This is a genomic window from Pseudomonas sp. KH_040, from assembly GCF_057839305.1.
Map to the genome: position 1 here is coordinate 5,597,901 of NZ_CM174487.1, position 20,481 is coordinate 5,618,381.

At 59.9% G+C, this 20,481-nt stretch carries 23 protein-coding genes; 14 read left to right on the top strand and 9 right to left on the bottom strand.

Annotated elements, in window-relative coordinates; all coding sequences use genetic code 11:
- Positions 1-35: 35 nt before the first annotated feature.
- Complete coding sequence (locus tag AC3IUF_RS24850) at positions 36-593, bottom strand: hypoxanthine-guanine phosphoribosyltransferase (RefSeq protein WP_007912840.1); 558 nt, start codon at positions 591-593, stop codon at positions 36-38.
- A gap of 175 nt (positions 594-768) precedes the next feature.
- Between AC3IUF_RS24850 and upp the strand changes: the two genes are divergently transcribed.
- Together upp and AC3IUF_RS24860 are read left to right on the top strand one after the other, a co-directional pair.
- Positions 769-1,407, top strand: a complete 639-nt coding sequence (gene upp / locus AC3IUF_RS24855; protein WP_007912842.1) for a uracil phosphoribosyltransferase — start codon at positions 769-771, stop codon at positions 1,405-1,407.
- 2 nt (positions 1,408-1,409) lie between these two features.
- A complete protein-coding gene (locus AC3IUF_RS24860) occupies positions 1,410-2,684 on the top strand; it encodes a uracil-xanthine permease family protein (protein WP_007912843.1) in 1,275 nt (424 codons plus the stop codon).
- Positions 2,685-2,758: 74 nt separating this feature from the next.
- Here the strand turns inward: AC3IUF_RS24860 and hemH are convergent, their stop codons facing one another.
- Together hemH and AC3IUF_RS24870 are read right to left on the bottom strand one after the other, a co-directional pair.
- Positions 2,759-3,784, bottom strand: a complete 1,026-nt coding sequence (gene hemH, locus AC3IUF_RS24865; protein ID WP_489279575.1) for a ferrochelatase — start codon at positions 3,782-3,784, stop codon at positions 2,759-2,761.
- Between the two features lie 13 nt (positions 3,785-3,797).
- Positions 3,798-4,700, bottom strand: a complete 903-nt coding sequence (locus tag AC3IUF_RS24870; protein ID WP_489279576.1) for a TIGR01777 family oxidoreductase — start codon at positions 4,698-4,700, stop codon at positions 3,798-3,800.
- A 197-nt stretch (positions 4,701-4,897) separates the two neighbouring features.
- Between AC3IUF_RS24870 and AC3IUF_RS24875 the strand changes: the two genes are divergently transcribed.
- The 12 genes from AC3IUF_RS24875 to AC3IUF_RS24930 all read left to right on the top strand — a co-directional run bounded on the left by AC3IUF_RS24875 (position 4,898) and on the right by AC3IUF_RS24930 (position 14,996).
- Positions 4,898-5,884 carry an NAD(P)/FAD-dependent oxidoreductase gene (locus AC3IUF_RS24875; RefSeq protein ID WP_007912846.1) on the top strand — a complete coding sequence of 329 codons (987 nt, stop codon included), beginning with the start codon at positions 4,898-4,900 and terminating at the stop codon, positions 5,882-5,884.
- Positions 5,881-6,099: a TIGR02450 family Trp-rich protein gene (locus AC3IUF_RS24880; protein ID WP_095114384.1), complete on the top strand. Its 219-nt coding sequence runs from the start codon at positions 5,881-5,883 to the stop codon at positions 6,097-6,099. Before AC3IUF_RS24875 ends, AC3IUF_RS24880 begins: the two co-directional genes overlap by 4 nt.
- A gap of 182 nt (positions 6,100-6,281) precedes the next feature.
- A complete protein-coding gene (locus AC3IUF_RS24885) occupies positions 6,282-7,244 on the top strand; it encodes a YbgA family protein (RefSeq protein ID WP_095114383.1) in 963 nt (320 codons plus the stop codon).
- The gene (locus AC3IUF_RS24890; RefSeq protein ID WP_489279578.1) at positions 7,244-8,185 is read left to right on the top strand and encodes a MerR family transcriptional regulator; all 942 of its coding nucleotides are present in this window, start codon (positions 7,244-7,246) and stop codon (positions 8,183-8,185) included. The genes AC3IUF_RS24885 and AC3IUF_RS24890 overlap by 1 nt, the downstream gene beginning before the upstream one ends.
- A 20-nt stretch (positions 8,186-8,205) precedes the next feature.
- Positions 8,206-9,651 (top strand): deoxyribodipyrimidine photo-lyase, encoded by a 1,446-nt coding sequence (gene phrB, locus AC3IUF_RS24895; protein WP_489279580.1) that lies wholly within the window; start codon positions 8,206-8,208, stop codon positions 9,649-9,651.
- Positions 9,644-10,066: a nuclear transport factor 2 family protein gene (locus AC3IUF_RS24900; protein ID WP_007912852.1), complete on the top strand. Its 423-nt coding sequence runs from the start codon at positions 9,644-9,646 to the stop codon at positions 10,064-10,066. The genes phrB and AC3IUF_RS24900 overlap by 8 nt, the downstream gene beginning before the upstream one ends.
- Complete coding sequence (locus tag AC3IUF_RS24905) at positions 10,063-10,845, top strand: SDR family NAD(P)-dependent oxidoreductase (RefSeq protein WP_007912854.1); 783 nt, start codon at positions 10,063-10,065, stop codon at positions 10,843-10,845. The genes AC3IUF_RS24900 and AC3IUF_RS24905 overlap by 4 nt, the downstream gene beginning before the upstream one ends.
- Entirely contained in the window at positions 10,842-12,089 is a 1,248-nt protein-coding gene (locus AC3IUF_RS24910; protein WP_489279582.1) for an NAD(P)/FAD-dependent oxidoreductase, read from the top strand. The genes AC3IUF_RS24905 and AC3IUF_RS24910 overlap by 4 nt, the downstream gene beginning before the upstream one ends.
- On the top strand, positions 12,086-12,901 hold the full coding sequence (locus AC3IUF_RS24915) for a DUF1365 domain-containing protein (protein WP_489279583.1): 816 nt from the start codon (positions 12,086-12,088) through the stop codon (positions 12,899-12,901). The genes AC3IUF_RS24910 and AC3IUF_RS24915 overlap by 4 nt, the downstream gene beginning before the upstream one ends.
- Positions 12,888-14,153, top strand: coding sequence for an SAM-dependent methyltransferase (locus tag AC3IUF_RS24920; protein ID WP_007912863.1), 1,266 nt, complete (start codon positions 12,888-12,890; stop codon positions 14,151-14,153). Before AC3IUF_RS24915 ends, AC3IUF_RS24920 begins: the two co-directional genes overlap by 14 nt.
- The gene (locus tag AC3IUF_RS24925) at positions 14,146-14,637 is read left to right on the top strand and encodes a DUF2878 domain-containing protein (RefSeq protein ID WP_007912864.1); all 492 of its coding nucleotides are present in this window, start codon (positions 14,146-14,148) and stop codon (positions 14,635-14,637) included. Before AC3IUF_RS24920 ends, AC3IUF_RS24925 begins: the two co-directional genes overlap by 8 nt.
- A 53-nt stretch (positions 14,638-14,690) precedes the next feature.
- Complete coding sequence (locus tag AC3IUF_RS24930) at positions 14,691-14,996, top strand: YkgJ family cysteine cluster protein (RefSeq protein WP_007912865.1); 306 nt, start codon at positions 14,691-14,693, stop codon at positions 14,994-14,996.
- 95 nt (positions 14,997-15,091) lie between these two features.
- On the opposite strand, the gene AC3IUF_RS24935 is transcribed toward AC3IUF_RS24930, so the two are convergent.
- The 6 genes from AC3IUF_RS24935 to hemA all read right to left on the bottom strand — a co-directional run bounded on the left by AC3IUF_RS24935 (position 15,092) and on the right by hemA (position 20,452).
- Positions 15,092-15,610: an acyloxyacyl hydrolase gene (locus tag AC3IUF_RS24935; protein ID WP_095114379.1), complete on the bottom strand. Its 519-nt coding sequence runs from the start codon at positions 15,608-15,610 to the stop codon at positions 15,092-15,094.
- 112 nt (positions 15,611-15,722) lie between these two features.
- A complete protein-coding gene (murI, locus tag AC3IUF_RS24940; protein WP_095114378.1) occupies positions 15,723-16,514 on the bottom strand; it encodes a glutamate racemase in 792 nt (263 codons plus the stop codon).
- Complete coding sequence (locus tag AC3IUF_RS24945) at positions 16,507-17,262, bottom strand: molybdopterin-synthase adenylyltransferase MoeB (protein ID WP_007912884.1); 756 nt, start codon at positions 17,260-17,262, stop codon at positions 16,507-16,509. The genes murI and AC3IUF_RS24945 overlap by 8 nt, the downstream gene beginning before the upstream one ends.
- Complete coding sequence (gene prmC, locus AC3IUF_RS24950) at positions 17,256-18,086, bottom strand: peptide chain release factor N(5)-glutamine methyltransferase (RefSeq protein WP_489279584.1); 831 nt, start codon at positions 18,084-18,086, stop codon at positions 17,256-17,258. The genes AC3IUF_RS24945 and prmC overlap by 7 nt, the downstream gene beginning before the upstream one ends.
- Positions 18,087-19,169, bottom strand: coding sequence for a peptide chain release factor 1 (gene prfA, locus AC3IUF_RS24955; protein ID WP_095114376.1), 1,083 nt, complete (start codon positions 19,167-19,169; stop codon positions 18,087-18,089). It abuts the gene before it with no gap.
- Positions 19,166-20,452, bottom strand: coding sequence for a glutamyl-tRNA reductase (gene hemA, locus AC3IUF_RS24960; protein WP_007912890.1), 1,287 nt, complete (start codon positions 20,450-20,452; stop codon positions 19,166-19,168). The genes prfA and hemA overlap by 4 nt, the downstream gene beginning before the upstream one ends.
- Between the last annotated feature and the right edge of the window lie 29 nt (positions 20,453-20,481).

The window sequence follows — 20,481 nt, forward strand, 5'->3', positions numbered from 1 at the left end:
AGGAGCTGCCGAAGGCTGCGATCTTTTGATCTTGCTTACATGCCTTTAACGGCAAAAATCCCGTTGGCGTTGCGCCAGTAGCCTTTGTAGTCCATGCCGTAACCGAAGATGTAGCGGTCGATGCACGGCAGGCCAACGAAATCGGCTTTCAGGTCAGGACGCGCTTTGCGGTCGTGGTCCTTGTCGATCAGTACGGCGGTGTGCACTTTGCGCGCGCCGGCGTGTTTGCAGAAGTCGATGATCGCACCGAGGGTGTGACCTTCGTCGAGGATGTCGTCGATGATCAGTACGTCGCGGTCGATGAACGAGACTTCCGGCTTGGCTTTCCAGAACAGGTCGCCGCCGCTGGTTTCGTTGCGATAACGGGTCGCGTGCAGGTAGGAGGCTTCCAGCGGGAAGTGCAGATGCGTCAGCAGTTTGCCGGAGAAAATCAGCCCGCCGTTCATCACGCAGAACACCACCGGGTTGCTGTCAGCCAGTTGTTCGTTGATTTGTGCACCGACACGGGCGATGGCCGCCTCGACTTCAGACTCGGTGTACAGGCAGTCAGCCTCTCGCATGATTTGACGGATATGCTCGAGATCAGCGGACATGGCGCTCTCCAGGGGGGGAATGTGGGGGGGTATGGCTGCGAAAAGCGGGCAAAGGTACGCATCTCGCGAGGCCGAATCAAGCCTTTATGGACTAACGTACAGAATGTCCTATAGGACATCACCCTCGGATAGATTAATCTAGGCCGGTTTTTTTGCCCGCCGCCGGAGTTTTTCCATGCCCATCCTCGAGATCCGCCATCCGCTGATCCGTCATAAACTCGGCCTGATGCGCCGCGCCGATATCAGCACCAAGAACTTCCGTGAGCTCGCTCAGGAAGTCGGCGCCCTGTTGACCTATGAAGCTACAAAAGATTTGCCGCTGGAGTCCTACGATATTGCAGGCTGGTGCGGCACCGTGTCGGTCGAGAAAATCGCCGGCAAGAAGATCACTGTCGTGCCGATCCTGCGCGCCGGCATCGGCATGCTCGAAGGCGTGCTGAGCCTGATCCCGGGTGCCAAGGTTTCCGCTGTGGGTGTCGCCCGCAACGAAGAAACCCTGCAAGCGCACACCTATCTGGAAAAACTGGTTCCGGAAATCGACGAACGGTTGGCGATGATCATCGACCCGATGCTCGCCACTGGCAGCTCGATGGTTGCGACCATCGACCTGTTGAAAAAGGCTGGTTGCAAAGACATCCGCGCGATGGTGCTGGTTGCCGCGCCGGAAGGTATCGCAGCAGTCGAAAAAGCTCACCCGGACGTGACCATCTACACCGCGTCCATTGATGAGCGCTTGAACGAGCACGGTTACATCATTCCTGGACTTGGCGACGCCGGTGACAAGATCTTCGGCACCAAGCAGAAGGACGCGTGACCATGCAGCAAGAGTTCAACGATCCGCTCTGGCGCACGGTGCTGTCCGGCGCCCAGATGCTGTTCGTGGCTTTCGGCGCTTTGGTGCTGATGCCGCTGATCACGGGCCTTGACCCGAACGTGGCACTGTTTACCGCAGGTCTTGGGACGATCCTGTTCCAGATCGTCACCGGGCGTCAGGTGCCGGTGTTTCTGGCGTCGAGCTTCGCTTTCATCACCCCGATCATTCTCGCCAAGGGCCAGTTCGGCCTCGCCGCGACCATGGGCGGAGTGATGGCAGCCGGTTTCGTCTACACCTTCCTCGGCCTTGCCGTGAAGATCAAAGGCACGGGCTTTATCGACCGTCTGCTGCCACCGGTGGTGATTGGTCCGGTGATCATTTCCATCGGCCTGGCCATGGCACCGATTGCCGCAAACATGGCAATGGGCAAGGCTGGCGACGGTTCCGAACTGATCCACTACCAGACCGCGATGATGATCTCGATGCCGGCATTGCTGACCACGTTGATCGTGGCGGTGTTCGGTAAAGGCATCTTCCGTCTGGTGCCGATTATTTCCGGCGTGCTGGTCGGTTTTGCCATGGCGTTCTACTTCGGTGTCGTTGATACCGCGAAGATTGCCGCAGCGCCCTGGTTTGCGATTCCGCATTTCACCGCGCCGGAGTTTAACTGGCAGGCGATTCTGTTCATTGTTCCGGTGGCATTGGCCCCGGCCATTGAGCACATCGGTGGCGTGATTGCCGTCGGTAGCGTGACCGGTCGCGACTATCTGAAGAAGCCGGGCCTGCATCGCACCCTGCTCGGTGACGGCATTGCCACCACCGCAGCCGGCCTGTTCGGCGGCCCACCAAACACCACCTACGCCGAAGTAACGGGCGCGGTGATGCTGACCAAGAACTACAACCCGAAAATCATGACCTGGGCGGCGATCTTCGCCATCAGCCTGGCGTTCATCGGCAAGTTCGGCGCGCTGCTGCAAAGCATTCCGGTGCCGGTGATGGGCGGGATTCTGTGCCTGCTGTTCGGATCGATTGCGGCCGTGGGGATGAACACCCTGATCCGTCACAAGATCGATCTGGGCGAAGCGCGAAATCTGGTCATTGTGTCGGTGACGCTGGTGTTCGGCATTGGCGGTGTGCTGGTCGGCACCGGCACTGGCCCGGATGATTTCGGCCTCAAAGGCATCGCGCTGTGCGCGGTGGTGGCGATTGCGCTGAACCTGATTCTGCCGGGCAATGATGGCTGGAAGAACAAGAAGGCGGATGAGCCGCTGATCTAACCCCTTAGATCTGATCGTTCCCACGCTCTGCGTGGGAACGATCATGTGGGAGTGAGCCTGCTCGCGATTCGCTTTCAGAGCGCCAGCGGTGCTCTTTCGCAGAGAGTCGCCAAGGCTTTCGCCCAATGTGTGTCATCATTCAGGCACGGCACCAGCACCAACTCTTCGCCCCCCGCTTCGCGGAACTGTTCCTTGCCGCGATCACCAATCTCTTCCAGCGTCTCGATGCAATCGGCGACAAACGCCGGGCACATCACCAGTATTTTCTTCACGCCGCTTTTCGCCAGTTCATCCAGCCGCGCTTCGGTGTACGGCTCGATCCACTTGGCCCGACCCAGACGCGACTGAAACGACACCGACCATTTGCCATCCGGCAGGCCCATGCGCGCAGCAAACAACGCCGCGGTCCGCAGGCATTGCGCGCGATAACAGGTCGCCAATACTGCAGGCGAAGCGTTCTTGCAGCAGTCGTCATTCTTGAAACAATGATTGCCGGTCGGATCGAGTTTGGTCAGGTGCCGCTCAGGCAGACCGTGGAAGCTCAGCAGCAAGTGATCGTAATCCTGCTGCAAATGTGGCCGGGCGCTTTCAACCAGCGCATCGAGGTATTCCGGCTGATCGTAGAACGGCTGCAGCACCGACAATTGCACGTCGAGCTTCTTCTGGCGAATCACCCGTTTGGCTTCTTCGATCACCGTGGCCGTAGTGCTGTCAGCGAACTGCGGATACAGCGGCGCCAGCGTGATGCGCTTGTGCCCCGCCGCCACCAGCTTGAGCAAACAGGTTTCAATCGACGGCTCGCCGTAACGCATCGCCAGTTCCACCGGGCCGTGATTCCACTGTGCGGTCATCTGCTGTTGCAGACGACGGCTGAGCACCACCAGCGGTGAGCCCTCCTCCCACCAGATCGAGGCGTAAGCGTGGGCCGATTGTTCCGGGCGCTTGACGAGGATCAGCGACACCAGCAAACGCCGCACCGGCCACGGCAGGTCGATCACGTACGGGTCCATCAGGAATTGGTTGAGGTAGCTGCGTACATCGGCCACTGAGGTTGAGGCCGGGGAACCCAGGTTGACCAGAAGCAAAGCGTGATCGGTCATGCAACGTCCTATTTCAGAGGCGGCTGGAGAGATCGTCCAGGGCCGCGCGTAAATCCGTGAACTGGAAAGTGAAACCCGCTTCCAGCAAGCGTGCCGGCAGGGCCTTCTGGCCGCCGAGCAACAACAAAGACATTTCGCCGAGGCCGACTTTCAGTGCCAGCGTCGGCATCGGCATGAACGCCGGGCGGTGCAGAACGCTGCCCAGCGTCTTGGCAAATTCGCGATTGCGCACAGGTTGCGGCGCGCACGCATTATAAGGACCACTGGCCTGATCACGATGCAGAAGAAAATCAATCAGGGCGATTTGATCGTTGATATGAATCCACGGCATCCACTGCCGACCATTGCCCAAAGGCCCACCCAGCCCGAGCTTGAAGGGCAACAGCAAGCGCGACAAAAAGCCGCCCTCGGCCGACAGCACCAGACCCGTTCGCACCAGCACCACGCGGATTCCCTGCGCTTCGGCACGTTGCGCGGTTTCTTCCCAGGCGATGCACAACTGGCTGGCGAAATCATCGATCACCGGCGGCGAATCTTCCGTCAGTTCGCGCTCACCGCCGTCGCCGTACCAGCCGATCGCCGACCCGGAGATCAGCAACGCCGGTTTTTGTGATCGCGTTTCCAGCCAGGCCAACAGGGTTTCGGTCAGGGTGATGCGGCTGCTCCACAGCAACGCTTTGCGTCGATGGGTCCACGGCCGATCGGCAATCGGCGCACCGGCCAGATTGATGATCGCGTCGACCGACTCTTCGCCGAGGTCTTCCAGGCGCGCAATACCACGTACCTGCGCACCACAGATTTTCGCGACTCTCTCCGGCTTGCGGCTCCACACCGTCAAGCGATGTCCCTGCCCCAACCAGTGTCGGCAGAGCTGACGTCCTATCAAACCAGTACCGCCGGTCAGCAATATGTGCATGACATCTTCCTCGCGTGGCGTTTAACCCGGATCACTAGTCTATTTTTATAAGCAGGGATCTTTTCTATCGGGCAGGCTCTATTGTTTAACCATAGGCCAAGCTGTCAGAACGAGAACGCTAGAAGTTATACCAAAAAACAAAATTGTACAGGTTTCATCCACGGCGTAGTCTGTACAGAAAGGTAAACGAGGCCCCTATGACTGTACCTATCGCAATCATCGGCACCGGCATCGCCGGGCTCTCCGCCGCCCAGGCTCTGACAGAGAGCGGGCACACCGTTCAATTATTCGACAAAAGTCGCGGCAGCGGCGGGCGTATGTCGAGCAAGCGCAGTGACGCTGGCTCGCTGGACATGGGCGCGCAATATTTCACTGCCCGCGACCGCCGCTTCGTCACCGAAGTGCAGCGCTGGCAAAGCCAGGGTTGGGTCGCCGAGTGGACGCCACAGCTCTACACCTATCAGGGCGGGCAACTGAACCTGTCGCCGGACGAGCAGACCCGATGGGTCGGTGCGCCGCGTATGAGCGCCATTACTCGTGGCTTGCTTGACGGTCTGGAAGTGCACTTTGCCTGCCGGATTACCGAGGTCTATCGCGGTGAAGAACATTGGCACTTGCAGGACGCCGAAGGTTTCACGCACGGGCCGTTCAGTCATGTCGTGATCGCCACGCCAGCACCGCAAGCGACTGCCCTGCTGGCCGCCGCACCGAAACTTGCCGGGGCCGCCGCCGGGGTGAAAATGGACCCGACCTGGGCCGTCGCCCTCGCTTTCGAAACACCACTGGATACGCCGATCGAAGGTTGCTTTGTGCAGGACAGCCCGCTCGACTGGTTGGCGCGAAACCGCAGTAAACCGGGGCGCGACAACACCCTCGACACGTGGGTGCTGCATGCCACCAGCGCGTGGAGCCGGCAACACATCGACTTGTCCAAGGAAGCGGTGATCGAGCAACTGCACGGTGCCTTTGCCGAACTGCTGCACAGCGCCATGCCCGCGCCGACCTTCAGCCTCGCCCACCGCTGGCTCTATGCGCGACCCGCGACGGGCCACGAATGGGGCACGCTGGCCGATGCCGATCTGGGCCTCTACGCTTGCGGCGACTGGTGCCTGTCCGGGCGCGTCGAAGGCGCTTGGCTCAGTGGCCAGGAAGCTGCGCGACGCTTGCACGAACACCTGCAATGAACCGCATCAATCCGCAAAAATTGCTGCTGTCGAAATGGACAGCAGCTCAACCGCTGAATCGTGAAAAACATTTTCTGGTGACCGAACTGTTCCGAGATGAGGAAGGTACGGTGCTGGAAGTCGAATTGCAGGCGGTGTTGACCAAGCGTGCCGAACGACTCGATTGGCAAGCGCTACAAAACAGCACTCACTGGAAAATCGGTTGGCTCATGTAGGAGCTGCCGAAGGCTGCGATCTTTTGATTTTGCTTTACAACCACAACATCAAAAGATCGCAGCCTTCGGCAGCTGCTCCTACAGAAAGTTGTACAAATAATTTGACTTGTACATCCATGAATCTATGCTGACGAAAGTTGTACAGAGATCTACCTCTGTACAGGTATAGATTCGAGGTGCCCATGTCAGATACTTGCGTAGCCAAGCCAAAAATCGCCATCAGCGCCTGCCTGCTGGGTGCCGAGGTGCGCTTCAACGGTGGGCACAAGGAATCGCGACTGTGCAGCCGCACCCTCACCGAGCATTTCGATTTTGTCCCGGTATGCCCTGAAGTCGCCATCGGCCTGGGCATCCCGCGCGAACCGATCCGCCTCGTTGGCGAGGCCGAGCATCCGCAAGCGGTCGGCACGGTCAACCCGGCGATCAACGTCACCCAGCCATTGGCCGAGTACGGCACGAAAATGGCCGCCGAGCTTGATGACATCTGCGGCTACATCTTCATGCAGCAATCGCCGTCCTGCGGCCTCGAACGGGTCAAGGTCTACCACACCAACGGTGCCCCGATTAACGGCGGCGGGCGCGGTATTTACGCCCAGGCGTTCTGCGCGCGCCATCCGGATTTGCCGGTGGAAGAAGCCGGGCGACTCAACGATCCGGTGCTGCGCGAGAACTTCATCACCCGCGTGTTCGCCTACAGCGAATGGCAACACGTCCTTGCCGGTGGCCTGAGTCGTCGCGCCCTCACCGAATTCCATTCGCGCTATAAATATTTGCTGATGGCGCACAATCCGCCGCAATACAAAGCGCTGGGCAAAATGCTCGGCAACATGGCCGACACCGATCCCGCCGAACTCGGCCCGCGCTATTTCAGCGAACTGATGGCGGCATTGAAGAAATGCGCCACCCGTGGCACGCACTGCAATGTTTTGCTGCACATCAGCGGTTATCTGAAACAGGCAATCAGCGCCGAAGACAAACAGGAAATGCAACACGTCATCGGCCAGTACCGCCAGGGCATCGTGCCGCTGGTGGTGCCGTTGACGCTGCTCAAGCACCACTTTCGCCTCCATCCGGATTCGTACATCGCGCAACAGGTTTACCTGCAACCGCACCCGGAAAACCTCAGCCTGCGAAACGCTATCTAATGAACGACAAAATGGATACCAGCGCCCAGGAAGACCTTGGCGCTGATTTTAAAAAAGCCCTCGACGAGGGCTGGCTGCCGATCCGCGAAGTCGCCCGGCAGACCGGCGTCAACGCGATTACCCTGCGTGCGTGGGAACGCCGCTACGGGCTGGTCGTGCCGCAACGCACGCCCAAGGGCCACCGGCTGTATTCGGCCGAACATGTGCAGCGGATTCTGACCATCCTTACCTGGCTCAACCGTGGCGTCGCGGTCAGCCAGGTCAAACCTCTGCTCGACACACCACAGGCGTTCAGCGAAACCGTGGAAAACGACTGGCAGCGGTTGCGCCAGACACTGCTGACGGCCGTCACGCAACTCAATGAACGCAGCCTCGACGACAGTGTCAATCAGGCCATGGCGCTCTACCCGCCACGCACATTGTGCGAGCAATTGCTGATGCCGCTGCTGGCGGAACTGGAGCAGCGCTGGCAAGGCCAGTTCGGCGCACAGATGGAGCGGGTGTTCTTTTATTCGTGGTTACGCAGCAAATTCGGCACACGCATCTACCATAACAATCGTCAGTTGCATGGCGCCCCGCTGCTATTGATCAATCATTCCGACCTGCCACTGGAACCTCATCTGTGGCTGTGCGCGTGGCTGATCAGTAGCGCTGATTGTCCGGTGCAAGTGTTTGACTGGCCGCTGCCTGCCGCCGAACTGGCGCTGGCGGTCGAACATCTGCAAGCCCGTGGCGTACTGCTGTATTCCAGCAAAGCCATGAACCTTGCGCAGTTGCCGAAACTATTGAACGGAGTCAGTTGCCCGAAAATGCTGGTCGGACCAACGGTATGCATCCACCACGCCGAGTTGTCCGTAAGAACTTCCGAGATGGCTGATGTGTTCCTGGCTGAAGACGCGCTGCTGGCGCACCAGGTGCTCGTTCAGCGTGGGCTGATCTAATGGACGCAGTGAGTTCCGACATGCAATTGATCTGGCTGCGCAGCGACTTGCGCCAACATGACAACACCGCCCTCGCGGCCGCCGCAGCGCGCGGCCCGACGGTCGCCGTGTACCTGTTGAGCCCGCAGCAGTGGCTGGAACATGACGATGCGCCGTGCAAGGTCGACTTCTGGTTGCGCAACCTGCGTGAGTTGAGCGCCAGCCTTGACCAACTGAATATCCCGTTGCTGATTCGCACTGCAAGCCATTGGGATCAAGCCCCGGCAGAACTGCTCAAACTCTGCCGGCAGCTGAAGATAGCGGCGGTTCACGCCAATGAAGAATATGGCGTTCATGAAAGCCGTCGCGATGCAGCGGTAGGCGAAACACTAAAGGCCGAGGGCATCACCTTTCACAGCTATCTCGACCAGTTGCTGTTCAAACCTGGCAGCGTGCTGACCAAGACCGAGAGTTACTTCAAGGTGTTCAGTCAGTTCCGCAAAGTCTGTTACGAACGCCTGCATCGCTCGATGCCGGCGCTGGTCAAGGCCCCCGGCAAACAGGAAAAACTTGAGCTCAGCAGCGATCCGATTCCCGACTCGGTTAAGGGCTTCTCGACGCCGAGCCAGACCTTGCGCGATCTATGGCCCGCCGGCGAAAACGAAGCCCGGCGCCGTCTCGACACCTTCACCGACGCGCAGATCGACTACTACCAGAGCGAACGCGACTTCCCGGCCAAACCGGGCACCAGTCAGCTCTCGGCGTATCTCGCGGCCGGCGTGATTTCGCCGCGCCAATGCCTGCACGCCGCCCTGCAAAGTAATCAGGGCGAGTTCGAGAGCGGCAAGGTCGGTGCGGTCACCTGGATCAACGAGTTGCTGTGGCGTGAGTTCTACAAACACATTCTGGTCGGCTATCCACGGGTCTCGCGGCACCGTGCATTTCGCCCGGAAACCGAAGCGCTGGCCTGGCGTGATGCGCCGGACGATCTTGCCGCATGGCAAGAAGCGCGCACCGGTCTGCCGATCATCGACGCGGCCATGCGCCAATTGCTCGAAACCGGCTGGATGCACAATCGCCTGCGCATGATCGTGGCGATGTTCCTGACCAAAAACCTGCTGATCGACTGGCGCGAAGGCGAACGCTTTTTCATGCGCCACTTGATTGATGGCGATCTGGCGGCGAACAACGGTGGCTGGCAATGGAGTTCGTCGACGGGCACCGATTCGGCGCCGTACTTCCGCATCTTCAATCCGCTGAGCCAATCGGAAAAATTCGACAGCGAAGGCTTGTTCATCAAGCACTGGCTACCAGAACTGGCCGGCCTCAACAAAAAAGAAGTGCACAACCCGGCCAACCTCGGCGGCTTGTTCGGCGCCGCCGACTACCCGTCGCCGATCGTCAACCTCAGCACCTCGCGGCAACGGGCGCTGGCAGCCTTCAAGAATCTGCCTTCGCGTACGTCTTCAGGAGGTGATGATGAGTGAATTCCTGCGCCGCTTCGCCCGGCAATTTTCAGCGTTGAACAAAGACAACCTGCAAAGCCTGGGCGAGCTGTACAGCGATGACATTCACTTCACCGACCCGCTGCATGAGGTGCAGGGTCTGGCGCAGTTACGCGACTATTTCGGCGAGTTATACGCCAACGTCAGCGAACTGCGTTTCGACTTTCATGGTTTCGACCAGATCAGCGACTGCGAAGGCTATTTGCGCTGGGTCATGAGCTATCGCCATCCGCGCCTGGCGAATGGCCGCGTGATTCGCGTCAGCGGCTGCTCGCATCTGCTCTGGCGTGACAAGGTTTATCGCCACCGGGATTACTTCGATGCCGGGGCGCTGCTGTATGAACACTTGCCAGTATTGGGCCGGGTCATTGCCTGGCTGAAAAGGAGAATGGGATGAGTCGTACACCTCCACGGCGTTATTGGTTGACCGGGGCCAGCAGTGGCATCGGCGCGGCGCTGGCTGAAGAGATCCTGAAAACCGGTGCGCACCTGGCAGTCAGTTCCCGTCAGGTTGCTCCGCTCAAGGTCTTGTCGCAACGCTATCCGGGGCAGGTTCTGGTCGTGCCGGGAGATCTGACCAACAGCCAGACTGTGCGCGAAATCGGTGAGCAGATCGCCGAGGACTGGGGTTCGCTGGACTCGGTGATTCTCAACGCCGGCACCTGCGAATACGTGGACGCCAAGCAGTTCGACTCATCGATCATCGAACATGTGGTGCGCACCAACCTGCTCGCCAGCAGTTATTGCATCGAGGCCGCACTGCCGCTGCTGCGCAAAGGCACTGCGCCGCACCTGGTCGGCGTCGCCAGTTCGGTGACCTATCTGCCGCTGCCACGGGCCGAAGCCTACGGTGCCTCGAAGGCCGGTTTGCGTTACCTGTTCGAGTCGTTGCGCATCGATCTGGCCGACGAAGGCATTGAAGTCACCGTGGTCAGCCCCGGTTTTGTCGAAACACCGCTGACCGCCAAAAACGATTTCCCCATGCCGTTGAGCTGGCCTGTGGATAAAGCCGCGCGGCACATCTTCGCCAAGCTCAAGGATCGGCCGCTGGAGATCGCCTTTCCGGCGCTGTTCATGGCCGCGCTGTGGCCGCTGTCGAAACTGCCGGCACGGGTACAACTGGCGATCGGCAAGCGCATGGTGCGCAAGTCGCCTCCACTGACGGATCCGACATGAAAATTGCCATCGTCGGCAGCGGCATCGCCGGGCTTACCTGCGCTTACCTGCTCAATCGTCGCCATGACATCACGGTGTTCGAGGCGGGCGATTGGGTCGGTGGCCACACGCACACCGTGGACGTTACGGTCGCTGGACGGCAGTATGCCGTGGACACCGGTTTCATCGTCTTCAACGACTGGACCTACCCGAATTTCATCCAACTGCTCGGCCAGCTCGGCGTGGCGTTCAAGCCGACGGAAATGAGCTTCTCGGTGACCGACCCGGACACCGGTCTGGAATACAACGGCAACAACCTCAACAGCCTGTTCGCCCAGCGCAGCAATCTGTTGTCGCCGGGGTTCTGGGGCATGTTGCGCGATATTCTGCGCTTCAATAAAGAAGCCCAGCGCGACCTCGTCGAACTGCGCATCGCCGCCGACACCACCCTCGACGACTACCTCAAGGCCGGCGGTTACGGCGAACGTTTCATCCTGCATTACATCGTGCCGATGGGCTCGGCGATCTGGTCGATGCCGATGGCGGAAATGCTCAACTTTCCGCTGCAGTTTTTTGTGCGCTTTTTCAAAAACCATGGCCTGTTATCGGTCAGTGATCGTCCGCAGTGGCAAGTCATCGAAGGCGGTTCCAGCGCCTATATCGCGCCGCTGACGGCAGCGTTCAAAGACAGGATTCGGCTCAATTGCCCCGTCACTCGGGTTGATCGCGATGTGCATGGCGTAGTTATCCACAGCCCGGCAGGCCTTGAGCATTTCGATCGGGTGGTGTTCGCCTGCCACAGCGACCAGGCGCTGAAACTGCTGGCAGTCCCCAGCGATGCCGAACGCGCGATCCTCGGTGCCCTGCCCTACGCCGACAATGAAGTGGTGCTGCACACCGATACGCGTTTGCTGCCGACGCGCAAACTGGCCTGGGCCAGCTGGAATTATCGGCTCAGCGGCGCCGGTCACACCCACGCCGCCGTCACCTATGACATGAACATTCTGCAGGGCATTCAGAGCGACACCACGTTCTGCGTCAGCCTCAATCAGAGTGCCGGCATCAGCCCGGACAAAGTGCTCGCCCGCTACACCTACGCCCACCCACAGTTCAGCCTCGCAGCAGCGGCCGCACAGCAACGCTGGGGCGAACTTGATGGCGCGCAACACACGCATTATTGCGGCGCCTACTGGGCCAATGGTTTTCATGAGGACGGTGTCGTCAGCGCCTTGCGCGTGGCCGCCGCGTTCGGGGAAACCTTATGAACAGCGCCCTCTACAGCGGCTGGATCGGTCATCGGCGCTTCTCGCCGCGCCGCCATGAGTTCCGCTACCGGATCGGTTTGCTCTACCTCGACCTCAGCGAACAGGACGCGGTGCTTGCACTGTCGCCGCTGGCCGGACGCAGTCGCTTTGCGCCCTTCTCGTTTCGCGAGACGGACTATCTCAAGGCATTCACTGGCCGAGGCATACGCCTGATCGATGCCGTGCGTCAGCAGGTCGGCATCGCCATCGGCCACGAACCGCAAGGCTCGATTTGCCTGCTGACCCAGGCGCGCAGTTGGGGATTGTCGTTCAATCCGGTGAGTTTCTTTTACTGCCATGAAGCCGATGGGCAACTGGCGGCGATTGTCTGTGAAGTCACCAACACGCCGTGGCGCGAGCGTTATCACTATGTGCTGCCGGCGCGTGCGCCCGCCAATCTGCAGGATTTTCACCAGCACTTCGCCGTGGACAAGGCCTTTCACGTTTCGCCGTTTTTGCCGCGCGATCTCGAATACCGCATGAGCTTCAGCCCCGCTGCGCAGAACCTCGGCGTGCACATGGCCGACTGGCAAGGCGAGCACAAACTGTTCGACGCCACGCTCAATCTGCAACGCGAAAGTCTCGATCGTCGCAGCCTGCACCGCTACTTGCGGCGGTTTCCGTGGATGACCGCAAAAACTGCCTTGGCGATTTACTGGCAAGCGCTGCGACTGCTGCTCAAACGCGCACCGATCTTTGCTCATCAGACTGCCGACGGCAGCTTTCAAACCGCCACTGTGCCTCCCAAGGAGCAGCGCCATGAAATCCTCTAGTCTGTCGGTCAGTCGGTTCAGCGCCAACGGTTTGACCGGATCGCTGCTGCGCCGTGGCGTGTTGCGCCAATTGGCTCAACTCAAACACGGGCAATTGCTGGTGGTCGAGGATGGCGAACGGCTGATGTTCGGTACGCCGGGCAGTGCGTTGCTGGGGGAAATCCATGTGACGGATGCGGCCGTCTGGGGCATGGTCGCCGGCAATGGTTCGATTGGTGCCGGCGAGGCGTTTATCCACGGCTATTGGAGTTCGCCGGATCTGACAGCGGTGGTACGCGTATTCGTCAGCAATCTCGACGTGCTCGACGCCATGGAGGGTGGCCTAGCCCGCCTCGGCCGGCCGTTGGTGCAAGGTCTGCACTGGCTCAACCGCAACACGCGCAAGGGTTCGCAAAAGAACATCGCCGCGCACTACGACCTCGGCAACGATCTGTTCGAGCAATTTCTTGATCCGACCATGATGTATTCGGCGGCGCAGTTCCTGACGCCCGAAGACAGTCTGGAGCAGGCGCAGTTGAACAAACTGGAGCGGATCTGCCAGAAGCTTGCGCTCAAACCCGATGATCATTTGCTGGAGATCGGCACCGGTTGGGGCAGCATGGCGCTTTACGCCGCCCAGAATTACGGTTGCCGGGTCACCACCACGACGCTGTCGAAAGAGCAGTACGCGTTTACCGCGCAACGCATCGAACAACTGGGCTTGCAGGATCAGGTCACGCTGCTCCTCAAGGACTATCGCGACCTGACCGGCGAATACGACAAACTGGTGTCGATCGAAATGATCGAAGCGGTCGGTCACCGCTTCCTGCCGACCTATTTCAAACAATGCGCGCACCTGCTCAAGAGCAACGGTCTGATGCTGATCCAGGCGATCACCATCCGCGAGCAGCGCTATGAACAGGCCAAGCGCGGCGTCGATTTCATCCAGCGTTACATCTTCCCCGGCGGCGCCCTGCCCTGCGTGCAGAAAATGCTCGAAGTGGTCAGCCGCGACACCGACATGAACCTGTTGCACATGGAAGATTTCGGCCTGCACTACGCCCGCACCCTGCGCCTGTGGCACGAGAACTTCCGCCGCGCCCATGGCCGTTTGAGCGAGTTGGGTTACGACGATTATTTCCTGCGGCTGTGGGAGTTCTACCTGTGTTACTGCGAGGGTGGCTTCCTCGAACGCACCATCGGCACCGCGCAATTGTTGCTGGCCAAACCGGCGGCGATGACCGCGCCGCTGCTCGGACGCTTCGATGCTTGAGCGTGTCGCCAATGCCGTGCTGTTCCAGATCGGCTGGCTGACCTGCGTGCTCGGCGGCAACAGTTTGTGGTTGCTACTGGCGTTGGCGGTGCTGGTGATTCATCTGCGCTGGATCAGCAGTTGGGCGGCTGAGGGTCGCCTGGTGTTGAGCGTGGTGATTGTCGGCACGGCGGTGGACAGCGTTTTGCGCGCGCTGGGTGTATTCGAGTTTCAGGATCTGTCGCCGCTGATTCCGTTGTGGCTGATGCTGCTCTGGGCGTTGCTCGCGACCACGTTGCGTCACTGCCTGGCCTGGAGCGCGCGGCCGTGGTGGCTGGCGAGTTCGCTGGGGGCCGTCGGTGGCGCAATGTCGTACTACGCCGGCGGGCGGCTAGCCGGCGTGCAATTTCCCTATGGTGAACTGCCGACACTGATCGGTATCGGCCTGCTCTGGGCGCTGCTGTTTCCGCTGTTGCATACGATGGCGCGGCGACTGACGCACTGAGCGTCTGTCAGACCTTTCACACGCATGCCGGCCACTGCCTTACACTGCCGGCCATGAAGACCATTCCCCACCAACAAATCACGGAACCGGCGGTCACTTGTTCGACCTGCGCGGCGTGCTGTTGCCAGCTCGAAGTGATGCTGATCACCGACACTGGCGTGCCTGATCGCTTTATCGATACCGATGAGTGGGGCGGCGAAGTGATGCTGCGTCTGGACGACGGCTGGTGCGCGGCGCTGGATCGCGACAGCATGATGTGCACGATCTATGAGAAACGCCCGTTGATCTGCCGCGAATTCGAGATGGGCGCGCCCGAGTGCATTGAAGAGCGCAAAGGCATCACCACGGCTTACCGGTGATCCCAAAAACAAAAGATCGCAGCCTTCGGCAGCTCCTACATGGGAATGTGTTTCACCTGTAGGAGCTGCCGAAGGCTGCGATCTTTTGATCGTGCTTACAACGGCATCGTGTAATGCAGCGAGTAACTTTCTACGCCGTCGTTGTCACTGGCCAAGCCAGCGTTGGAATAGTGCGTCGCACGAATCCCGACTTCATGCCCGCCATTGAAACGCAGACCAAAACCGAAGCGGTCTTCAAACTGGAAAGAACCGCCGAGGTTGTTGGATTCGTACTTGGTATTGGAGAACGCCGCGACGCCGATCCCCGCTTCCACATACGGTTTGACCGATTGACCGGCGAACTCGTAAACAAATACCGGCGAGAACGACAGGCTGTTGTTACTGGAAGTCTTGTCACCTTCCCAGTAGGTGTACGCCCCGCTCCAGTAACCGGTCAGGCGACCGACGTCACTTTGCAGCCAGCTCTTGTCCCAGTCGAAATTCATGCCCAGGCGGTACGTCATGGTCGAGTCGCTGGTGGCCCCCACGGCGAACTCAACACCTGCCGCTTGCGCAGTAATACTTTGCCCCATCAATGCGGCCGCAATCGCGGCCAAGCAGAATAGTCGCTTCACGTTGAAACTTCCTTTTCCGGAACGATCGTTTGGTTTTCTAGGTAACTCTTCGCTATAGAAGCTAGCGCCTACTCAGAAGTTCAGCTGAAGTTTTAGTTATTTCACAATTTTTTTACAAGCTGAAGTTTTGCACTTCGCCAGCACTTTGCCCCAGTAGCGGCAGGATGTTTTTGAAGTACGCAGGATCGGCGCTGGTCCAGAATCTGACCGGCTGGTTCGGGCCGCCAGCGAGCAAATCGCGCTCCGCCAAAAGCCGCTGAAGTTGCCGTGCTACAGCCGCGCCAGTATCGATCAGACTTATGTCCGCTGGGATCATCGACTTGAGCATCGGCTTGAGAAAGGGATAGTGGGTGCAGCCCAAAATGATCGTGTCGCAACCGCTGGCCAACAGTGGCTCGACATACCCTTGCAGCAACTGGCGCAACTCGGCGCTGTGCAGATCGCCGCTTTCAATCAGCTCGACGAGGCCGGGGCATGGCTGGGTAATCACGCGAACGTCAGTGGCAAAGCGATCAAGCAGCGCGGCGAACTTGGCGCTCTGCAACGTGCCAGTGGTGGCGAGCACGCCGACCACACCGCTGCGGGTCGCGGCAGCGGCAGGTTTGACCGCAGGCTCCATACCGACAATCGGCCAGTCGGGAAAATCACGTCGTAAATCGGCAACGCCTGCGACCGTCGCGGTATTGCAGGCCAGCACCAACGCCTTGGCGCCCTGCTCACGGAAAAACCCGGCCATCACGCTGCAGCGCTGACGGATGAATTCAGGGGTTTTCTCACCGTAGGGAATGTGCCCGCAATCGGCGACATAGAGCAGTGATTCATTAGGCAGCAAACGCTGGATTTCCGCCAGCACCGACAAGCCGCCGACGCCGGAGTCGAACACGCCGATCGGCGCTTCACGCATGGCGCGAACCACAGACACTGCAACCCGGATCGCGCTTGACGCGCAACTCACGGAAACGCGAACCAAGGGCATCGATCAGCAACAAGCGGCCCACCAGCGGCTCACCGAAACCGACCAGAACCTTCAAGGCCTCGAGCGCTTGCAGGCTGCCGACCAGCCCCACCAAAGGCCCGACCACACCGGCCTCACTGCAAGTCAGTTCGGCTTCACTGCCATGCCCGTATAAACAGTGGTAGCACGGGCTCTCGGCGCGACGCGGGTCGAACACCGACAACTGCCCTTCCAGCCGAATCGCCGCGCCGCTGACCAACGGTTTACACGCGGCCACGCACGCCGCGTTGACTGCCTCGCGCGTGGAAAAATTATCGGAACAGTCGAGCACCAGATCCACCGCCGCCACGGCTGCAGCGAGAGAATCCTCATCCAGCGCCTGACGGTGAGCGATCAGTTGGATCTCAGGATTGATCGCACCCAGACGCTTGAGCGCCGAGTCGACCTTGCTCATGCCGACGCTGTCGGTGTCATGGATGATCTGGCGTTGCAGGTTGGTCAGATCGACCGTGTCGAAATCCGCCAGATGCAATTCACCGACACCCGCCGCTGCCAGATACAAGGCAACCGGTGCACCGAGACCGCCAAGGCCGACGATCAGCACGCGACTATCCTTGAGCTTCAGTTGCCCGTCGATGTCGATGTGTTGCAGCAGAATCTGCCGGCTGTAGCGCAGCAATTCCTGATCATTCAGCACGGCAGGCGCCCCAGACTGATGCGTTGATGACCGCCCAGATCGGTGCGGCTGTGGACTTCTGCGAAACCACGCGTCAGCAACAAATCGCGTACGGCTTCGGCTTGATCATAGCCGTGTTCGAGCATCAGCCAGCCACCTGCTTGCAGATGATCCGGGGCTTGCGCAACGATCAGACGCAGATCGTCCAGACCGTCTTCACCGGCCACCAGCGCACTCGCCGGCTCGAAGCGCACATCGCCTTCGACCAGATGCGGATCGGCCGCAGCGATGTACGGCGGATTGCTGATGATCAACTGGAAACGCTGACCTTCCAGCGCGCTGAACCAATGGCTGCTCAGCACGGTGGCGTTGTTCAAATGCAGGCGCTGGCGATTGCGTTCGGCGAGAGCCACGGCTTCGAGTACGCGATCTACGGCGGTGACTTTCCATGCCGGGCGCTCGCTGGCCAGGGCCAATGCGATTGCGCCGCTGCCGGTGCCGAGGTCGAGCACTTTGGCCGGGGTCGCGGGCAGCAGTTCCAGCGCCGCTTCCACTAGCAATTCAGTGTCCGGACGCGGGATCAGCGTGTGCGGCGCGACTTCAAGATCGAGTTTCCAGAAGCCCTGCTGCCCGAGAATATAAGCCACCGGTTCACCGCTACGGCGGCGTTGCAGGTATTCAGCAAAGGTTAGCGCCGCTTCACTGGGTACGATGCGCTCGGGCCAGGTGTGCAGAAAGCTGCGTGATTTGCCCAGTGCCGCCGCGAGAAGCAACTCGGCGTCCAGACGCGCGGTGGGCGAGTCCGGCAATTCGGCAGCGCGCAACAGGCTGGCAATGATGGTCATTTATTCACCTATCGCAGCGAGTTGGTCAGCCTGATATTCGGCCAACAACGGCTCGATCACCGCTTCAACGCCACCGGCGAGGATTTCATCCAGCGAGTACAGGGTCAGGTTGACGCGATGGTCGGTAACCCGGCCCTGAGCAAAGTTGTAGGTGCGAATCCGCTCGGAACGGTCACCGGAACCCACCAGCAATTTACGCTCGCTGGCAATCGCATTGGCCGCCGCGGCGGTTTGCTGGTCGTTGAGTTTGGCCGACAGCCAAGCCATCGCCCGGGCACGGTTCTTGTGCTGGGAACGTTCTTCCTGACACTCGACGACGGTGCCGGTCGGTATGTGGGTGATGCGGATCGCCGAGTCGGTGGTGTTGACGTGCTGACCACCGGCCCCGGAGGAGCGGTAAGTGTCGACGCGCAAATCCGCCGGGTTGATCTCGATGGCTTCGCGCTCGTCCGGCTCGGGCAACACCGCCACGGTGCAGGCCGAGGTGTGGATACGGCCCTGGGATTCGGTGGCGGGTACACGCTGTACGCGGTGCGCGCCGGATTCGAATTTCAGCTTGCCGTAAACGTTGTCGCCTTCAATGCGCGCGATGACTTCTTTATAACCGCCGTGTTCGCCTTCGTTTGCCGAAAGGATCTCGACACGCCAGCCACGCCGTTCGGCGTAACGCGAGTACATGCGGAACAGGTCGCCGGAGAAGATCGCCGCCTCGTCGCCACCAGTGCCGGCGCGAATTTCGAGATAGACGTTGCGGCCGTCATTCGGATCCTTGGGCAGCAACATGCGTTGCAGATCGCCTTCCAGGGTAATCAGCAATTCCTTGGCTTCACGGACTTCTTCCACGGCCATTTCACGCATGTCCGGGTCGCTGTCCTTGAGCAGCGCCTGGGCGCCTTCAAGATCGCTTTGTACGCTGAGCAGCTTTTTATAGGTTTGCACGACCGGCTCGAGTTCGGCGTATTCCTTGGAATAGGCGCGGAATTTGGTCTGATCGGCAATGACTTCGCCGTCGCCGAGCAGCGCGGTCAGTTCCTCGAAACGGTCCTGGAGGATGTCCAGCTTATTGAGCAGTGACGCTTTCATTGCGATTTTTTATCCGAAAAGCTATCCGGTGAGCCCTCAAGGGCAAAGAGTTCCTGGGCCATGGCCAGCGCATCGAGGCGGCCTTCGGCAGAAAGCTTTTTCAATTGCACACTGGGCGCGTGCAACAGTTTATTGGTCAGGCCACGGGCCAATTGTCCGAGCACGTCTTCAGCGTTGCCGCCGTTGGCCAGCAGACGCAGGGCTTTTTGCAGCTCTTCGTCGCGCAGGCGTTCGCTCTGTTGACGATAGGCCTTGAGCACATCGACCGCCGCCAGTTCGCGCAGGCGCACCATGAAATCATCGGCGCCGACCGAAACCATCTCTTCCGCGGCCTGGGCTGCGCCCTGACGACTCTTGAGGTTCTCGGCGACCACTTCGTGGAGATCGTCGACGCTGTAGAGGTAAACGTCGTCCAACTCGCCGACTTCCGGCTCGATATCCCGGGGAACGGCGATGTCGACCATGAAGATCGGCTTGTGCTTGCGCAGCTTCAGCGCGCTTTCCACCGCACCCTTGCCGAGAATCGGCAACTGACTGGCGGTCGAACTGATCACGATATCGCTGCGCACCAGTTCTGCCGGGATGTCCGAGAGCAACACCGCGTGAGCGCCGAACTGTTCAGCCAACAGACTGGCGCGTTCCAGCGTGCGGTTGGCGACGACGATGCGCTTGACCCCCAGCTCGTGCAAATGGCGGGCGACCAAAGTAATGGTCTCGCCGGCGCCGATCAGCAAAGCCTGACTACGCTGCAAATCGCTGAAAATCTGTTTCGCCAGGCTGACCGCGGCAAATGCCACGGACACCGGGTTTTCACCGATCGCCGTGTCGGTGCGCACCTGTTTGGCGGCATTGAACGTGGCTTGAAACAGTCGTCCCAGCAGCGGACCAATGGTGCCGGCCTCGCGGGCCACGGCGTAGGCCGATTTCATCTGGCCGAGAATTTGCGGTTCGCCGAGCACCAGCGAGTCGAGCCCGGAGGCGACGCGCATCATGTGACGAACTGCCGCATCATCTTCATGCACATAAGCACTCGCGCGCAGCTCATCAAGGCTTAAATGGTGATAGTCGGCCAGCCAGCGCAGCACGATATCGGCAGAAAGCTGATCCTGTTCTATATAAAGCTCACTGCGATTGCAGGTCGAGAGGATCGCAGCTTCGCGGCTGTCGGTCAGTCGGCAGAGCTGCTGCAAGGCTTCCACCAGCTGCTCAGGGGTAAAGGCCACGCGCTCGCGGACGTCTACTGAAGCAGTCTTGTGGTTGATACCGAGTGCAAGGAAGGCCATTCAAGGTCGCTGATGGTGACGTGAAGCCG

Bases quoted from the DNA above. Each gene is read 5' to 3' on its own strand.
- AC3IUF_RS24850 (WP_007912840.1), bottom strand. From the start codon at position 593: ATGTCCGCTGATCTCGAGCATATCCGTCAAATCATGCGAGAGGCTGAC.
- upp (WP_007912842.1), top strand. From the start codon at position 769: ATGCCCATCCTCGAGATCCGCCATCCGCTGATCCGTCATAAACTCGGC.
- AC3IUF_RS24860 (WP_007912843.1), top strand. From the start codon at position 1,410: ATGCAGCAAGAGTTCAACGATCCGCTCTGGCGCACGGTGCTGTCCGGC.
- hemH (WP_489279575.1), bottom strand. From the start codon at position 3,784: ATGACCGATCACGCTTTGCTTCTGGTCAACCTGGGTTCCCCGGCCTCA.
- AC3IUF_RS24870 (WP_489279576.1), bottom strand. From the start codon at position 4,700: ATGCACATATTGCTGACCGGCGGTACTGGTTTGATAGGACGTCAGCTC.
- AC3IUF_RS24875 (WP_007912846.1), top strand. From the start codon at position 4,898: ATGACTGTACCTATCGCAATCATCGGCACCGGCATCGCCGGGCTCTCC.
- AC3IUF_RS24880 (WP_095114384.1), top strand. From the start codon at position 5,881: ATGAACCGCATCAATCCGCAAAAATTGCTGCTGTCGAAATGGACAGCA.
- AC3IUF_RS24885 (WP_095114383.1), top strand. From the start codon at position 6,282: ATGTCAGATACTTGCGTAGCCAAGCCAAAAATCGCCATCAGCGCCTGC.
- AC3IUF_RS24890 (WP_489279578.1), top strand. From the start codon at position 7,244: ATGAACGACAAAATGGATACCAGCGCCCAGGAAGACCTTGGCGCTGAT.
- phrB (WP_489279580.1), top strand. From the start codon at position 8,206: ATGCAATTGATCTGGCTGCGCAGCGACTTGCGCCAACATGACAACACC.
- AC3IUF_RS24900 (WP_007912852.1), top strand. From the start codon at position 9,644: ATGAGTGAATTCCTGCGCCGCTTCGCCCGGCAATTTTCAGCGTTGAAC.
- AC3IUF_RS24905 (WP_007912854.1), top strand. From the start codon at position 10,063: ATGAGTCGTACACCTCCACGGCGTTATTGGTTGACCGGGGCCAGCAGT.
- AC3IUF_RS24910 (WP_489279582.1), top strand. From the start codon at position 10,842: ATGAAAATTGCCATCGTCGGCAGCGGCATCGCCGGGCTTACCTGCGCT.
- AC3IUF_RS24915 (WP_489279583.1), top strand. From the start codon at position 12,086: ATGAACAGCGCCCTCTACAGCGGCTGGATCGGTCATCGGCGCTTCTCG.
- AC3IUF_RS24920 (WP_007912863.1), top strand. From the start codon at position 12,888: ATGAAATCCTCTAGTCTGTCGGTCAGTCGGTTCAGCGCCAACGGTTTG.
- AC3IUF_RS24925 (WP_007912864.1), top strand. From the start codon at position 14,146: ATGCTTGAGCGTGTCGCCAATGCCGTGCTGTTCCAGATCGGCTGGCTG.
- AC3IUF_RS24930 (WP_007912865.1), top strand. From the start codon at position 14,691: ATGAAGACCATTCCCCACCAACAAATCACGGAACCGGCGGTCACTTGT.
- murI (WP_095114378.1), bottom strand. From the start codon at position 16,514: ATGCGTGAAGCGCCGATCGGCGTGTTCGACTCCGGCGTCGGCGGCTTG.
- prmC (WP_489279584.1), bottom strand. From the start codon at position 18,086: ATGACCATCATTGCCAGCCTGTTGCGCGCTGCCGAATTGCCGGACTCG.
- prfA (WP_095114376.1), bottom strand. From the start codon at position 19,169: ATGAAAGCGTCACTGCTCAATAAGCTGGACATCCTCCAGGACCGTTTC.
- hemA (WP_007912890.1), bottom strand. From the start codon at position 20,452: ATGGCCTTCCTTGCACTCGGTATCAACCACAAGACTGCTTCAGTAGAC.